Below are 16,149 nucleotides of genomic sequence, written 5' to 3'. Positions count from 1 at the left end.
CAATATCAGCACAAGTGGGTTAGGTGAGCAATTGCAGTTCGGCGTACTCTCTGTACAGCGCATCGCTTTCAAGCAGTTCGTCGTGTGTCCCGATATTTTCAACGTGCCCGTTATCCATGACGATGATCCGATCGGCATGCTGTACGGTCGCCAGACGATGCGCGATAACCAGTGTCGTGCGCCCCTGCATCAGAGTGGTTAGCGCCTGCTGGACCATTTTTTCGCTCATCGCGTCAAGGGCGCTGGTGGCTTCGTCCAGCAATAGCACGGGACGATCAGACAGAATAGCGCGGGCAATCGCGATACGCTGTCGCTGTCCTCCTGAAAGCGTCACGCCGCGTTCACCCAACTGGGTATCAAAACCGTGTTCGAGCCGATCGATAAATTCATGCGCAAAAGCGGCTTTGGCGGCGCGTCTGACGTCATCATCGCTGGCATCAGGGCGACCATAACGAATGTTTTCCATGACGGTAGTGGCAAACACCACCGGCTCCTGAGTCACAATGGCGATGTGACGGCGAAGATCAGTCAGTGGCAGCTGCTTAATATTGACGTCGTCAATACAGATTTCACCGTGCTGGACATCATAAAAACGCATCAGGAGATGAAATAATGTGGACTTGCCTGCGCCACTGGGGCCTACCAGTGCCACGGTCTCGCCGCTGTTAATATGTAATGACAGGTGCTCAAACAACCAGGGTGCATCGTCATAATGAAACCCGACATCACGGAAGGTCAGACATGGCGGCGTGTTTTTGACTGGCAATGTGCGCGGCTGCTCCGCCACTTTGAGCGGCGAACGCGCCGCCAGTAGTTCCAGCAAACGCTCGCTGGCGCCCACGCCACGCTGGACCTCACCAATCACTTCACTCACGGTGGCAATACTGCCGCCTGCCATGATGGCATAGAATAAAAAGGCCGATAGCTCACCCAGCGTAATGCTGCCTTCAAACACCTGCCGGGCACCGAGCCAGGCAATCAGTGATACGGCGACCAGGCTTAACATCATAATGCCGCCGATCAGCAGCGCCCGGTAATGGATACGGCGCTGCGCTGCCGCCATCGCAGCCTCAACATGTCGTGAGAAAAACTGTGCTTCCTCCCGTTCCGCAGTGAATGCCTGTACGGTGGTAATTTCATGCAGTGACTGGTCAACCTGGGCACCAATATCTGCCACCCGGTCCTGGCTCAGGCGGGCATAGTGGCGGACACGCGGTGCCAGGATCCGCACGGGAATAAGCAGGGCGGGGACCGCCAGCATAACACCCAGGGTTAGTAACGGACTGGTAATCAGCATCAGTATCACAGCCCCGATAAAGGTGATGGTGGCGCGAATGGCCATTGACAGGCTCATGCCAATGACGGTCTGTAACACCGCGGTATCACTGGTAAAACGGGAAATAACTTCACCGGTTCGCATTTTTGAAAAGAAAGAAGGGGGTAGCGACAACAGGTGGCTGAAGACATGCTGGCGAATGTCCGCGCTGATCCGTTCGCCCAGCCAGGTCATCAGGTAAAAGCGGGCATAGGTAGCCACGCAGGCTACCACGCTGATAAGAATGACCATTGCTGTCGCACTGTTAAGCATGTCCGGGTTACCTTCAACCAGACCGCTGTCTATGGCATAGCGGATCCCCTGGCCAAGCACCAGCCAGGATGCGGCAGCAACAAGCAGCGCCAGAACAGCGCCAACAACCCGCAACCGGTATGGATGCAGGTAGGAAGCGAGCCAGTGAATAACCTCGCGGGAAGAAACGCCAGATGGTGTCATCCTAAGTCCGTGACAGTACGATGTATTTTTAAAGCTTACCGCGTTTTACAGGCTTTGGATGCGCATTTGGGGTATGTCAGACAAAAAACGCGACGCACGCCAGTGTACCCTGCCGCCAGACAGGGTTTTTATTCCCATTTTTACTTGCATTAGGGGCTCAACTACGTATAATTCTGCGGCCTTCTATCTGGCGTCTTACAAAAGATAACCGGACGGAAGGTAAGTTAACGGTAACGCTACAACGAGTTTGAGGCATTTATGGTTACTATTCGTTTACAGCGTGGTGGCGCGAAAAAGCGTCCATTTTATCAACTAGTGGTGGCTGACAGCCGTCGCGCGAGAAACGGACGTTTCATTGAAAACGTTGGTTTCTTCAACCCGACCGCTCAAGGTCAGGCCGAGCGTCTTCGCATCGACCTGGACCGTATTGAGTACTGGGTTGGCGTAGGTGCGAGTCTGTCTGAGCGCGTATCTAGCCTGGTAAAAGAAGCAAAAAAAGCGGCAGCGTAAGCTGTCACTAACGGTGGGTGTAGATGAGTCAAGCGTCTGACAAAGTGGTAGTTGGCAAAATCGGCGCGCCTTATGGCGTTAAAGGTTGGGTCAAAATCAACAGCTATACCGAAACACCGGAAGGAATATTTGATTATGCGCCCTGGATACTGGGGGATAACGCAGAATATTCAGTTGACCAATGGCGTCCGCATGGTAAGAGCCTGGTAGCCAAGCTGGAAAACATCGATAACCGTGATGATGCGGAACGCATTAAAAACCGGGATATCGAGATTCTTGCTTCGCAGTTGCCCGATTTGGGTGATGAAGGTGTCTACTGGCGGGAGCTGACCGGGATGAAGGTAGTGACAACCGACGGGTATGACCTTGGTGTTGTCCGTGACATCTTCAATACCGGTGCGAATGATGTCATTCAGGTGAAAGCCAATGTGAATGATGCGTTTGGTCAGAAAGAGCGGTTGTTGCCGTTTGTATTCGACAGTGTCGTGCAATCGGTAAACAAAGAAACACGGGTAATTACCGTTGATTGGGACCCGGGGTTCTAAGTGACTCCGGCAAAATGGTTCGGCGTAGTAACGCTGTTTCCGGAAATGTTCGCGCCGTTTACCGAGCAGGGTGTAACAGGGCGGGCAGTGAAATCCGGACGGCTTGCACTGGAAACCTTCAATCCGCGGGATTACACCCACGATCGTCATCGTACCGTTGATGATCGCCCCTATGGTGGCGGTCCCGGCATGCTGATGATGGTCAGGCCGCTACAGGACGCAATAATGGCTGCCCGTGAAAAGGCAGGCGAAAAAGCAAAAGTGATTTACCTGTCTCCACAGGGCAGGCCACTTGACCAGTCGGGCGTAAAGCGCCTGGCGCAAAATGAGCGCACAATTTTATTGTGTGGTCGTTATGAAGGAATTGATGAGCGTGTAATTGAACGCCATGTAGACGAAGAAGTCTCCATTGGTGATTACGTGCTCAGCGGCGGCGAATTGCCGGCTATGGTCCTGATGGACGCGGTAGCCAGGCTGGTTCCGGGTGTACTCGGACACAAAGCGTCTGCTGAGGAAGATTCTTTTTCTGACGGCCTTCTGGATTGCCCGCATTACACGCGGCCGGAAGTACTTGATGGTCAGGCGGTACCGGCTGTACTGCTGAGCGGGGATCACGAAAAAATTAGGCAGTGGCGATTAAGACAGTCCATTTTACGGACCTGGCAGCGTCGCCCTGAGTTGTTTCAACACCTAGCTCTGACTGAGGAGCAGCAGCGAATACTGAATGAGGTTAAGTCGCTGCAGCAGCAAGATGACAGTTAACTAGGACGAGAGGATATGATGAGTAAAGTCAGTCAAGATATCATCAAAAAAATTGAGCAAGCACAGCTAAAATCTGATGTGCCTGAGTTTGGTCCAGGTGACACAGTAAGTGTTAAAGTGCGCGTTACCGAAGGTGACAAAGAACGTCTTCAGGCATATGAAGGTGTTGTTATTGCTAAACGTAACCGTGGCCTGCACTCGTCTTTTACCGTACGTAAAATCTCTAGCGGCGAAGGCGTTGAACGTGTGTTCCAGACACACAGCCCGGCAATCTCTTCTATTGAAGTGAAACGTCGTGGTGCGGTTCGCCGTGCTAAGCTTTACTATCTGCGTGAGCGTTCAGGTAAATCTGCACGTATCAGAGAAAAGCTTAACTAAGATTACTAATCCCTGCGTTATCGTTAACTTCTTAAAAGCCCGCAATTTTGCGGGCTTTTTCGTTTTTGCTGTCTGGTGCAGGTAACGCACTGGCGTGATTGGAAAGCTATACTGATGCATGCAGGAAAAAATGCCGTGTATCATCGCGATTTGCTTGCACTGATAGGTTTAAATTGTTAGAAAGTCAAACTTATAAAAATAATTACATCTCGCTTTGTGTAAATAAAGTATTACATTTCACGCCGGCACCCATCGACACCCTGAAACGACGCAGTAAAACAGAGAGAATTTATGATTAAGGACACCGTTAATAACATCCACATCAGCGCTGAAGACGTGCTGGTGACGCCGGACGCGCTCAGTCAGGAATTGCCGGTTTCTGATAAGGCACTGGCGGCAATCTCGCAAGCCAGACGCACCATCTCAGACATTATTCATCGACGCGATCATCGCATGCTGGTGGTCTGTGGACCCTGTTCCATTCACGATGTTGATGCAGCGAAAAAATATGCCTTACGGTTAAAAGAGCTGCATGAGTCGTGCAAAGATACCCTGTTTATTGTGATGCGCGTCTATTTTGAAAAACCACGCACCACCGTGGGCTGGAAAGGGCTGATTAACGACCCTCATCTGGATGGTACCTTTGATATTGAAGCCGGGCTGCGAAAAGCGCGCGAATTGCTGATCTGGCTGGCTGAGCTCGAATTGCCGGTGGCTACCGAAGCGCTCGATCCTATCAGTCCGCAGTACCTGGCTGAATTGTTCAGCTGGAGTGCCATTGGTGCACGCACATCCGAATCACAAACTCACCGGGAAATGGCCAGTGGCCTGTCTATGCCGGTAGGGTTTAAAAATGGCACTGACGGCAGTCTTGATATTGCCATTAATGCATTGAAGTCTGCCGCCTCGGGTCACCGTTTCATGGGCATCAACAAACAGGGCCAGGTGAGTATCATTGCCACCAGTGGTAACCCTGACGGCCATATTATTCTGCGTGGTGGTAAACAGCCTAATTATGACTCGGTGTGTGTCTCAGAGTGCGAGGAAGAGCTGCATAATGCGGGGCTGGCTGCATCGCTGGTGGTGGATTGCAGCCATGCGAACTCGTTCAAGGATTATCGCCGTCAGCCGCTGGTCGCGCAAAATGTGGTGAATCAGATTCTCGAGGGAAACCAGTCTATCATTGGTATTATGCTGGAAAGCCATCTGCATGAGGGCAACCAGAGTGCTGATGGAAAAACGCCGGATGAGCTGACCTTTGGCGTGTCTATTACCGATGGCTGTATTGACTGGAACACCACCGAAAACCTGATCATGCAGACACGGGATAAACTGATTACGGTACTGCCGATGCGACAAAATAAGCGCAGTGATGTTGCCTGAATAAACAGGCTGAACAGAGGCGACGATGACGGATTATTCGCAGAAACTGGATGCTGAAGCGCTCGCAAAACTGCGCGAAGGCATTGATGAAGTGGATGCCGCGCTGGTTGACCTGCTCGCCAGACGCAGCGCGCTGACAACCAAGGTCGGTGAACTGAAAGCCAGTGCCGGTATGCCTGTTTATGTGCCGGAGCGTGAGCGTGCGCTGATTGCACAACGCCGGCAACAGGCCGACCAGGTTGGCGTGTCGCCGGACCTTGTCGAAGACCTGCTGCGCCGCATCATGCGCGAGTCATATCATACCCAGAATAACCGTTATCGCTGTATTAACCCCGACATCCGTCATGTTGTAGTGGTCGGTGGGCGCGGTGCGCTGGGACAGGTGTTCGTCAAGCTGTTTGAGCGCAGCGATTATACGGTACATATTATCGAGCCGGAGGACTGGCAGTCTGGCCGTGCCGCCACGGTACTCAGTCAGGCCGATGTGGTGATCGTCGCGGTCCCGATTAACGTCACCCCTGATGTGATCAGTCAGCTGAGCATGCTGCCGCCGCACTGTGTGCTGGCGGACATTACCAGTGTTAAGGTCAGACCGCTGGAGGCGATGATGGCAGTGCACAGTGGGCCGGTCGTCGGACTGCACCCGATGTTCGGGCCGGACGCACCTGGCATGATCAAGCAGGTGGTTGTGGTCTGTGATGGCCGGCATCCTGCTCAATATCAGTGGCTTGTCGACCAGATGATTATCTGGGGCGCCAGTATCCACAGAAGTACGGCGAAGGAACACGACGAAGCCATGGCGTTTATTCAGGTCATGCGGCATTTCAACACGTTTGTGTATGGTGAACACCTGCGTGAAGAAAATCCGGACCTGGAGACGCTGACGGTTTTCAGCTCACCTATCTATCGGCTTGAACTGGCAATGGTAGGGCGTCTTTTTGCTCAGGCGCCAGAACTGTATGCCGATATTATTTTCAATAATCCTGACAACGTCGCATTGCTGAAACGCTTTCATGCGCGTTTCGGTGACGCGCTGGTAATGCTTGAACGACGCGATAAAAAAACATTCATAAAACAGTTTTTGCAGGTAGGGCAGTGGTTTGGCAGTTATGCAAAAACCTGTCTGACTGACAGTAAGCAGTTGTTGCTAAAGGCAGATGATGGTCATCTTCTGAGAAAGTAACGACGGTAAAATTAGCATAAAGTGGTAAAGACAACGGCTGATTTACACGATAGCGTAATACGTGGTGGTAAGTGTCTTACCGGTCACAATGAAGCGCTGAGTGCCAACTCAGACGCAAGGAATCGCCGATGTCCCTTAAATTGCGTTTATTGATTGCTGTCCTTTCACTGGTCGCTGTGGTTATTTTTGCCCAGGCCTTTATCACGACGACGCTGACCGTGTCTCATTCAACCGAATCCCTGACATCTCAGGCTCGTGAACAGCTCATCATGCAAAGTGTGCAGACCCGCGAGGCGGTGGATGATTACATTAGTACTGCACAAGCGCAGATTAGCAACTTTGCTGACAGTTCGCTGATCACGTCAGCATCGCAGGCACTGCTAAAGGCGTACCGCGACTATGACGGGCAGCGCAGTGCGCTGACGGCCTCTGAATCCAAACAGCTGAAAGACTACTACACCGACAGCTTTGCATCGCAGTACAAGGCGATTAATGATCGCATGCTGACGCAGCCGGAGCGGTTGCTTGCCCCGTTGTCGCCGGTCGCAAAAAAGCTGCAGCAGGATTTTATTGCTGGCTCGCGCTTTCCGCTGGGAGAAAAAGACAGTCTTGCCGATCTTTCGAATGGCACCGATTACGCAGCAGCACACTCGCGCTATCATCCCGAGATTCGCCGGTTCTTAAAAACATTCGGGTATTACGACATCTTTCTGGCCGATCCGGTTACCGGCGATATTGTCTATAGCGTGTATAAAGAGTTGGATTTTGCCACCAACCTTAAAACAGGCCCTTATGCCAATACCGGGATTGGCGAAGCGTTTTCACTGGCCTCGCGCCTGACTGATGACAGCGCCGTTGTGGTCAGCAAGCTCGACAGCTATTTACCCTCCTATGATGCCATGGCCGGTTTTCTTGCCAGTCCTGTGACCGATCCGCAAGGGCGACGGATTGCCATACTGATTTTCCAGATCCCGCTGGATGTGGTCAGTGATATTCTCACCCACGATCAGGCCTGGGGAGAACGGGGATTTGGCGCATCAGGTGAAACCTACCTGGTTTCACCTGACGGGCTGCTGGTTAGTGAGAGTCGCTTCTTTATCGAAGACCGTGACGGCTACCTTAGTGCCATTCGCGCCCGCTACCCTGATGCGGCAGAGACCATTGAAGATGCGGGCACATCGGTTGGCCGTCAGCCGGTTGACAGCGAGTCTGCGCGTGCCGGACTGAACGGGCAGTCTGGCTTCAAGGAAATTACTGATTACCGTGGGGTGCCGGTATTCTCCTATCACTCGCCGTTAAAAATCGGACAGTATACCTACGCGCTGCTCGCTGAGGTCGATGTAAGTGAGGCGCTGGCGCCGGCTTATGAACTACGCGGGACGATTTTGTCGTCTACCTCGGTGACGGCAGTTGTGATCCTCGCACTGGCCGGTGGTCTTGCCGTCTGGATGGCGGCATTGCTGGTACGTCCGTTGCTCACCCTGGGCGATGCCTGTCAGGATCTCAGCCGTGGGGAAGGGGACCTGACCGTTCGTTTGCCCGCCTCGGGTATTCCGGAAGTGAACCGGATTGTGCGCCCGTTCAATGATTTCGTCGCGCAGATCAATGACGTGGTAGGCAGTATCCGCACCAATGCGGATACCGTAGCGTCAGCATCGGAAGAGCTGAGTGCTGCGATGGCCCAGAGTAAGCTGACCGCGCGTCAGCAAACCGATGAGACCCACATGGTAGCCAGTGCAGTCGAAGAGCTCTCGGCGTCAATTGGTGAGGTTGCACGGTCGACCGTTGAAACCCGGGATTATGGGATGTCAGCGATGGGAAGCCTGAAGGAAAACATGGAACGGGCAGACCTGGCGGCACAGAACATTAAAATGCTGGTGGGGCTGTTACAGCATTCCAGTGAGGTCATTCATGCGCTGAAAAGTGAAGTGGGCCAGATCACGACATTGCTTAACGACATTACCTCCATCGCTGATCAGACAAACCTGCTGGCACTGAATGCGGCCATTGAGGCGGCACGCGCCGGTGAGGCCGGACGCGGCTTCTCGGTAGTGGCCGATGAGGTCAGAGCGCTGGCAACTCGTTCACAGGCCAGTACCGTGGAAATTGCCAAGATTGTTGACAGCATGAACACCACGTCAGATGAGTCAGTCAAAGAGATGGAAAAAGCCGTGGCCGCTGCCGATGGTGGTATTCACCTGGTTGATCTGGTCAGTGTCGCGATGAATGAATTGTCGGAAATTATCAATAAAGTGCAGCAAATGACCGACAGCGTTGCGGCCGCCGCTGAAGAGCAGAATGCAACATCGGAAAGTGTGAGCAGTAATGTCACGCGGATTGCTGAGATGGCCTCTGAAATTGACGTTGCATCACAGCAGTCTACTGTGGCGGCAGGCGAACTGGCGAAGGTTGCCGCAGAGTCCCGCGATTTGGTGTCCCGGTTTAAACTCTGACGGTACGCGTTTCATCTTGCACCTGACAGGATAAGCGGGCAAGGTATGGGGTTTCGTCCGTACAATGACCAGTAATGACCTCAGTTCGCATCCCCATTTCGAATTTTTACGCCAAAGGCGGGTATACCGCCCGCCTGCTGGCTGGCTCGCAACAGACCCCGGTTAATCTGATCCTCGACTCCGGCAGCAGTGTGATGGCACTGCGGCACTCACGGTATGACGCCCGCGCTGATACGTCGCTGTCTGCGACCTCATTGTTGCAACATGTCCGTTACGGTAAAGGCGGCTGGCACGGCCCGGTCGTTACCACCGAGATTGCTGTCGGGCAGCACGAACATGGTGCCAGACTGCGTGAGGTTTCACTGGCTATTGCTGACGAAACCGACACCGGCTGTTTTCTTGATGCTGATGGCATCATCGGCCTGGCCTATACCCCGCTGGATCATGGTGTTGATGTGTCTCAGCTACTGGCTGATGAGGTGGGAACCCATGGGAAAACCTACCCGTTGTGGTTTGAGCGACCAGCGCTTGCCGGTACGCTGACCGACGAGGCGCTGAAAACCTGTCCCAGCGTGCCCATTACCCCGTATTTCACCCAACTGGAAGAACAGGGCATTGTGGCGAACCAGTTTGCGCTGTACACCCACCGCTCCAGTATTTATCACTGTGAAGCCACGCAGACCGGAAGCCATTATGCCCATCATCTGAATCATGGTCTTTTTGTGGTGGGCAAACCGCATATTCACCAGGATTTGCATACCGGCCGGACAGGCAGTGTTGAAGTGTTATCTGACAACTACTACAACACAGAGGTGACTGGTATCCGGGTGGGGGATAACCCGGTCAGGCTGGTTGCATCGTCAGTTGACAAGCCCACCGGTCATAAGTCTGGCAACGCCATCATCGACAGCGGCGCGAGTTTTCTGGTGTTGCCAGAGCGTCTGTTTAAACTGGTCCGTCAGGACTTAGCTGCGGGGCATCCGGATTTTGCCGCAGCGCTTGCCGCTTTTGATGCGTTTACCGGCCAGGAAACGGGCGTGCCGCTGGCTGACCTGAACATAGACGCATGGCCCTCCATCGAGATTTTGCTTAACGGCTGTGATGGCAATACCGTCACACTGACATTGTCGCCCCACACTTACTGGCAGGTACACGCGCCAAAGCGCGATCAGGCAACCTTTAAACTGTGCTGGCTGCCTGAATGGGGAGACACGCTTATTCTGGGGCTTCCGCTGCTGAATAATTATTACACAGTGTTTGATCGCAGCGCAGGACCGTCGGGCCGGGTCGACTTTTATGGCAAACGTGATCTGGCTGAATCCCTGCGTCAGGGTCTTCATCGTATTTTTCATCCTGCTTCCAAAGAGTCTCGTTATGGATAAACACCCTGAACCCGCCAAGGCGGGTCACATAGTCTGTGTTGGCGTTGGTATGACACTCGGTGCGCACATTACCCCTATTGCACGCAGTTACATTGAGTCAGCCGATATCGTTTTTTGTAATGTCTCCAACCAGTATGTTGAACAGTGGGTGAGCGGGATGAACCCGACTGTGCATTCTTTGCAGCACTTTTATCAGGAAGGTAAAAGCCGCACCCGGACGTATCGTGAGATGGTGCGGGTCATGCTAGATGCTGTGCGCGATGGACTGCGCGTGGTTGGCGCGTTTTATGGGCATCCCGGTGTGTTTGCGTGGGCGCCTCATGAAGTCATCCGACAGGCACGTGAACTGGGCTATACAGCGTCAATGCTGCCAGGCATCTCTGCCGAGGATTGTCTGTTTGCTGATCTGGGCATCGATCCGGGTCAGTATGGCTGCCAGCAGCTGGAGGCCAGTCAGTTTTTGCTCTACCAGCGTCAACTTGACACAGCTGGCTACGTCATCTTGTGGCAGATTGGTGTTGTCGGCGATATTTCGCGGGGCAAGTTTGTCACCGAAGCCCGCTACCGGGCGCTGTTGGCTGAGCAGCTCGGCCACCTGTATCCGAAGGACCATCCGGTTATACTGTACGAAGCACCGGTGCTGCCGGTGGATAAAACCCGTGCTGACACACTGCCACTGTCAGCGTTGGCAAACGCGAACGTACATCAGCACACAACCCTTGTGATCCCGCCGCATAAGACCATGCAGAGGGATGAGACCATGTGGGCGCGGTTGGTGGCGCTTGCCCAGTCAGAAGACACCCAATGACGTTTGCTGGCAGCGCCTTCGCCTGCAGGCTGTTAACACCGCAGGACGCCGGGTTTTATGAGGCGCTGTATACCAGTCGCCGGGTCATGCAGTTCATTGCGCCGCCACTGACAACAGGACAGGCGCGAGAGAGTCTGGCGCAGGTACTGAAAGCGCATCAGAGCGACAGCGCCGGACTGCGGGTCTGGCTGATTGAAGACCATGCCGGACAGGCGGCAGGAATACAGATGCTAAAGCGTGCACCTGCCAACGCAGACCGGGCCGAAGCCGGCATTATGCTGGCGCCGCACGCACAAAAAAGCGGCATTGCTCAGGCCGCACTAACGGGGATGCTCAGATTCGGTTTTGATAATCTGGGCTTTCGAACCATCGAGGCCTATTTTGATCATGCCCATAATGCAGCAAAGCAACTGGTCAGCGTAGCTGGTTTTCGAATTCATAAAGACACCGTGCAGCGCGCCGGGCGCCAGTGCTGCCATGCCGACATCAGGGCCGAGAGCATTGTGCTAGGTGAGGCCGGTCAGTCGCCCTTTGCTGTCGACTAAACAAACAGTTTTCAATCTGCCGGAATGATAGTAGGCTTTGACAGGTCCTGTTATCAGCAGGCCGCAATTCATAACAATAAAAACGACTTTTTCAGGGGAACGCAATGGATAAAATAAAAGCACTGGAAATGCTGGGTGCCCAGGCAGCTTTGCAAAGTGGCAGCGCCCGCGAGATGCTGCTGGCTGAAGCGGACATTCAGGATATTGCCGAAACAGGACAGCTGTGGTGCCTGATGGTACCGGAAAAGGATGATGATGAAGAGCAAACACCTAAGAAAGAGGACGATGCCGGTAGCTCACCACAGTGGCATTGATTGGCGATGAAAAACGCTCCCCGCCAGTGGTTTATTACGCTTGCCGGTATGCTTTTTATGCTGCCTGCACTCCCGGTTGTGGGCAGCGTTGCGGCGGCCGATGGCGGGGCACCTGTGACGGTTTTACCTGTTGTCACTGCGCAGGATATTGATGCGCAGCTCGCGAAGGCCCAGGCCTTAAAAAGTCAGGATCCGACCGCTTTTGCGGCATTGCTGGATAGTCTCGCAAGCGTTCAGAACGCCTTTTCTGCGGAGCAACGTTTTCGCTATACCTACCTCAACGGATACCGTCTCGGCTTCAGTGGTGATCCCGAGGGAGCTATCGCCCAGTACAATCAGGTGATTGAGGGCACCCGTGACAGTACATTACGGGTGGAAGCCACCACGGCACTGCTTAACATCTATGCGCTGACGCGTAATTACACGGAGGGGTATCTGGTTGCTGCACGCCTCGCCGCTCTGCTCACTACTGTATCGAATGAGCCTTATGCCCATGCGCTGATTGGCAGCGCAATTTTTTATAATCAGGCTGTGGATTATAACAATGCGCTTGATGCAGCTAATCGGGCGCTGATCGCGACCACGTCACCCAGGCTGGCCTGTTTTGCCCGTAACCTTATTGTGGAGGCCCGGTTTCATCTCAATGAGATAGGCAATGGCGACGTATTTGACGCCGCGATTGATGCCTGTGAAGAGGCCAATGAGCCTGTCGCTACGTTGCTGACCCGCATTTTTCAGGCGCGTTACTTAAACGCGGAAGGTCGGAATGATGAGGCACTGGCGGTACTTCAGCAGGAAGCGCCTTTGCTGGCATCGCTCAGTTACCCCAGAGCGGAAGCGGATTTTTCTGCTGCGCTGGCATCTGTTTACCTGTCCCGTGGTCAGGTCAGCGAGGCCGGCGAAGCCGCACAAACGACCATACGTCTGTCTGCGGAAATGGGGGCAACCCAGCCCAGGGTAGAAGCCTTTGAAGTGTTGTACCAGGTCTATGAGCAGCAGGGCAACAGCGAGCAGGCCTTTGCTGCTTACAAACAATTTGCGCAACTTGAAAAGGCCTACCTTGATGCGTCGCTGGTCACGCAACTGGCCGCGCTGAGAGCGAAAAATAACGTACAGGCAAAAGAAAGTCAGATTGCAATACTGGATAAACAAAACAGCCTGCTGCGTACCCAGTCGCAGTTAGACAAAGAAGAGTTGCAAAACAGTCGTCTGCTGATTGCCGTGTTACTGCTGCTCGGGGTGATTGTGGTTGGCTGGGTGCTGATTAACCGGCGTATGCATAACGAATTGCGGATCCAGGCGCAAACAGACAAACTTACCGGTATTGCTAACCGCCATTATTTTACTTCCGTAGCGGAATCAACACTGGCTCATCATCAAAAGACCGATCAGCCCCTAGCCTTTGTAATCTTTGACCTTGATTTATTTAAGAGCATCAACGACAACCATGGGCATCTGGTGGGTGACTGGGCGCTGAAAGCGGTGGTGGATGCCATTCGGTCGGTTTGCCGTCAGCAGGATGTGATAGGGCGTATGGGCGGCGAGGAGTTTGCGCTGCTGTTGCCGGGCTGTACCATCGGGAAGGCTCACACGCTGGCTGACAACTGCCGACAGGCCATTGCAGCAATTGATACGCTGCCGAGTGGCGCCTGCTTTACCATTACCGCCAGTTTTGGGGTAACTGATACCGCTCAGTGTGGTTACGTTTTTGATGAACTTTATGCCAAGGCTGATATGGCGCTGTATCGCAGTAAGGAAGAAGGGCGTAACAAAGTATTCTGTTATTCGCCCTCCATTGAACCCGGTGAGAGCCCGGGATTCAGTCGTCAGCCCGCACTATAAGTCATCTGCCAGTGCATTGGCGGCGGCCACTTTGGTGGGGCTGATTTCTTCGCTGGGGTAGCAGCCCAGCACCTTAATGTAGCGGGTCATGCTGCGCAGTGCATCGAGAGCTGCCTGAACTGGCCCGTCAGCCACGTTCCCCTCCATATCAATGTAGAACATTTCTTCCCACGGGTTCCCGGGGATCGGGCGTGACTCAAGCTTGGTCATATTGATATTGTTTTCTTTCAGTACCAGCAGCGCTTCCACCAGAGCTCCGGGCTTTTGTACCGTGGACATTACCAGGGTCGTTTTGGCCGGGATCTGCAGCGGCACATTCACAGGGTGGCGGGCGACAACAATAAAGCGGCTGTGGTTCTCTTTCTGGTTTGCCAGGTTAGACTTGATTGCAGTGAGCCCATACAGGTTACCGCCGGCTTCACTGCCGATTGCGGCCACGTCTTCCCGCTTCAGTTCACTCACCGTCAGCATGGCTGACGATGTACTGTCCATGGTTTTTACTTCAACGTTACCCAACTCAGCCAGAAAGTGGCTGCATTGTGTGAACACCTGCGGATGGGCATACAGCGTCTTAATTTTATCCAGTGATGTCGGCACTGCGGTAAGCAAGGTGTGACGAATAGGATGCGTGAGTTCGCCGATGATGCTCAGTTCGGTGTGCTGCAACTGGTCATAGACCTCGTTGATACTGCCCGAGGTGGTGTTTTCTATCGGCAGCACGGCATAATCGGCTTCGGCATTCTCCACTTTATGGACCACGTCGGCAAAACTCTGACAGCCGATTTCAAGCAACTCGCCACCACGGCGCGAGAAGTATTTCTGGGTAGCCAAGTAGGAGTATGACCCTTTATCACCGAGAAAGGCGACCCGGTTCAGCGGCAGCGCACTGCCAGGATTAGCCCGGGCAGCCAGCATCGCCTGCTGGTTGAGCACAGAATCTTCGATAATCACATGGAATAGCTGGGTGACGTAGTGGGGATCCAGTGACAGCGCTTTGCCCTTCTTAATCAGATTGATCAGTAACTGTTCTTCCCGTTTCTGGTCCCTGACCGGAATATGGTGGGTGATTTTCGTTTCCGCGACCTCATTGGTCAGCATACGGCGCTGTGCCAGCAGGGTTAGGAGCTGATCGTCCAGCGCAGTAATTTTTTCTCGAAAAGTGTCTAGTGCATGGTCAGGCATGTTGTGTCACCGCAATTGTTAGGCAAAAAAAAACCTCCCGGTGGGAGGTTTTCAGATACAGCCGCGCCTCCCTCATCAAGTGTGGGTAAAAGTAAAAAACAGCGCAGTTGAGAATTTACGTTCTTTCATATCCCTGACTCTAAGCCTGCCAGCCAGGGCTGTCAATTCTTTTATACAGTGTCAGCGTGACAAAAATTCACGCTGACTTTACATAATCAAAATTATGAACTTAGTCGTTGCCCAGCAGTGCCGCCAGCATCACGCGCACTTCGGTTGGCTCAAACGGCTTATCACACAGTGCATTCACGCCGGTTTGCTGAATATTCGCCATATGGGCACTGTCGGCAGACTCTGACGTTACCATGATGATAGGAATATGGGTGGTTTCCGGGTTAAAGCGGATAAATTCAGACAGTTCCCGGCCATCCATCTCTGGCATGTTGTAATCCGTCACAACCAGATCAAACGCTTCGTCCTTTATCAGCGTCAGCGCCATCGCGCCATTTTCAGCTTCTTTAATTTTTTTCAGGCCCATACCCTCAAGGACCCTTCGAATATGGTTTCTGGCCAGTTTGCTGTCATCCACTAGCAACACCCGCACGTCCTGAACGTCGAACAGGTCCAGTTCCAGTTCGTCATGGTTGATAAGATCGAGGCTGGCGTTCAGTGCCCGTGACAAATGCAGTGGCTCAAAGGGTTTGGGTAAAATGGCTGCCACACCCGCTTGTTTGAATTCCTCCAGTTTAGCCAGGCGGTTTTCACTGGACACCAGCATGAACGGGATGCTGTTGAAGTCGTCAGACTCTTTAACAAATTTCAGCAGGTCAAGGGCGGTGCCGTCCTCAAAATACATGGCACTGACAATCAGATCCGCGCCATGGGATTTGATGGCTGCCTTTGCTTCGGCCACGGTACTGACCGGGTCAATCTCCTTCACTTTCTCTTTCAACAGCAGCGTCGTTATGATTTTGCGCTGCGTATCTGAAGGCTCAATCAACACTATATGCAGGTCGGGAATAGACAGCTTTTCCATGTTTCACTCTTTTTTCGTTAATGGTGTAAGTAGGGCAGTGCGAAGACGGTAATGCTGC

The 16,149-nt window shown here is 53.2% G+C and carries 15 protein-coding genes; 12 read left to right on the top strand and 3 right to left on the bottom strand.

All coding sequences use genetic code 11. The features are described from left to right. Positions 1–19 precede the first annotated feature (19 nt). The gene (locus AB1N33_RS08170) at positions 20–1,771 is read right to left on the bottom strand and encodes an ABC transporter transmembrane domain-containing protein (protein ID WP_411271054.1); all 1,752 of its coding nucleotides are present in this window, start codon (positions 1,769–1,771) and stop codon (positions 20–22) included. 258 nt (positions 1,772–2,029) lie between these two features. On the opposite strand from AB1N33_RS08170, the gene rpsP reads away from it, so the two are divergent. From rpsP to AB1N33_RS08110, 12 genes are all read left to right on the top strand, one after another. Further along, a complete protein-coding gene (gene rpsP / locus AB1N33_RS08165) occupies positions 2,030–2,281 on the top strand; it encodes a 30S ribosomal protein S16 (RefSeq protein ID WP_411271053.1) in 252 nt (83 codons plus the stop codon). Positions 2,282–2,304: 23 nt separating this feature from the next. After that, on the top strand, positions 2,305–2,826 hold the full coding sequence (gene rimM / locus AB1N33_RS08160; RefSeq protein WP_411271052.1) for a ribosome maturation factor RimM: 522 nt from the start codon (positions 2,305–2,307) through the stop codon (positions 2,824–2,826). 45 nt (positions 2,827–2,871) lie between these two features. After that, positions 2,872–3,588: a tRNA (guanosine(37)-N1)-methyltransferase TrmD gene (gene trmD, locus AB1N33_RS08155; protein WP_411271151.1), complete on the top strand. Its 717-nt coding sequence runs from the start codon at positions 2,872–2,874 to the stop codon at positions 3,586–3,588. A gap of 18 nt (positions 3,589–3,606) precedes the next feature. Then, positions 3,607–3,966 carry a 50S ribosomal protein L19 gene (gene rplS / locus AB1N33_RS08150; RefSeq protein ID WP_411271150.1) on the top strand — a complete coding sequence of 120 codons (360 nt, stop codon included), beginning with the start codon at positions 3,607–3,609 and terminating at the stop codon, positions 3,964–3,966. 291 nt (positions 3,967–4,257) lie between these two features. Continuing rightward, positions 4,258–5,349, top strand: coding sequence for a 3-deoxy-7-phosphoheptulonate synthase (locus tag AB1N33_RS08145; protein WP_411271051.1), 1,092 nt, complete (start codon positions 4,258–4,260; stop codon positions 5,347–5,349). A 25-nt stretch (positions 5,350–5,374) separates the two neighbouring features. Continuing rightward, on the top strand, positions 5,375–6,532 hold the full coding sequence (gene tyrA, locus AB1N33_RS08140; protein WP_411271050.1) for a bifunctional chorismate mutase/prephenate dehydrogenase: 1,158 nt from the start codon (positions 5,375–5,377) through the stop codon (positions 6,530–6,532). 128 nt (positions 6,533–6,660) lie between these two features. Then, positions 6,661–8,985: a methyl-accepting chemotaxis protein gene (locus tag AB1N33_RS08135; RefSeq protein WP_411271049.1), complete on the top strand. Its 2,325-nt coding sequence runs from the start codon at positions 6,661–6,663 to the stop codon at positions 8,983–8,985. A gap of 74 nt (positions 8,986–9,059) precedes the next feature. After that, positions 9,060–10,367, top strand: a complete 1,308-nt coding sequence (locus AB1N33_RS08130) for a pepsin-like aspartic protease (protein ID WP_411271048.1) — start codon at positions 9,060–9,062, stop codon at positions 10,365–10,367. Further along, entirely contained in the window at positions 10,360–11,175 is an 816-nt protein-coding gene (locus AB1N33_RS08125) for an SAM-dependent methyltransferase (RefSeq protein WP_411271047.1), read from the top strand. The genes AB1N33_RS08130 and AB1N33_RS08125 overlap by 8 nt, the downstream gene beginning before the upstream one ends. Then, positions 11,172–11,720, top strand: a complete 549-nt coding sequence (locus tag AB1N33_RS08120) for a GNAT family N-acetyltransferase (protein WP_411271046.1) — start codon at positions 11,172–11,174, stop codon at positions 11,718–11,720. Before AB1N33_RS08125 ends, AB1N33_RS08120 begins: the two co-directional genes overlap by 4 nt. A gap of 104 nt (positions 11,721–11,824) precedes the next feature. Then, complete coding sequence (locus AB1N33_RS08115; protein ID WP_411271045.1) at positions 11,825–12,034, top strand: hypothetical protein; 210 nt, start codon at positions 11,825–11,827, stop codon at positions 12,032–12,034. A gap of 6 nt (positions 12,035–12,040) precedes the next feature. Then, complete coding sequence (locus tag AB1N33_RS08110) at positions 12,041–13,876, top strand: sensor domain-containing diguanylate cyclase (protein ID WP_411271044.1); 1,836 nt, start codon at positions 12,041–12,043, stop codon at positions 13,874–13,876. Here the strand turns inward: AB1N33_RS08110 and pheA are convergent. Then, on the bottom strand, positions 13,871–15,058 hold the full coding sequence (gene pheA, locus AB1N33_RS08105) for a prephenate dehydratase (protein WP_411271043.1): 1,188 nt from the start codon (positions 15,056–15,058) through the stop codon (positions 13,871–13,873). The two genes, AB1N33_RS08110 and pheA, sit on opposite strands and share 6 nt — an antisense overlap. A 229-nt stretch (positions 15,059–15,287) precedes the next feature. Further along, positions 15,288–16,091, bottom strand: coding sequence for a response regulator (locus tag AB1N33_RS08100; RefSeq protein WP_411271042.1), 804 nt, complete (start codon positions 16,089–16,091; stop codon positions 15,288–15,290). Positions 16,092–16,149 lie beyond the last annotated feature (58 nt).

Source organism: Alteromonas nitratireducens (assembly GCF_040812025.1).
GTDB lineage: Bacteria > Pseudomonadota > Gammaproteobacteria > Enterobacterales > Alteromonadaceae > Alteromonas > Alteromonas nitratireducens.
The sequence above is the reverse complement of the archived record's forward strand: the minus strand, read 5'-3'. Positions and strand labels throughout refer to the sequence as shown.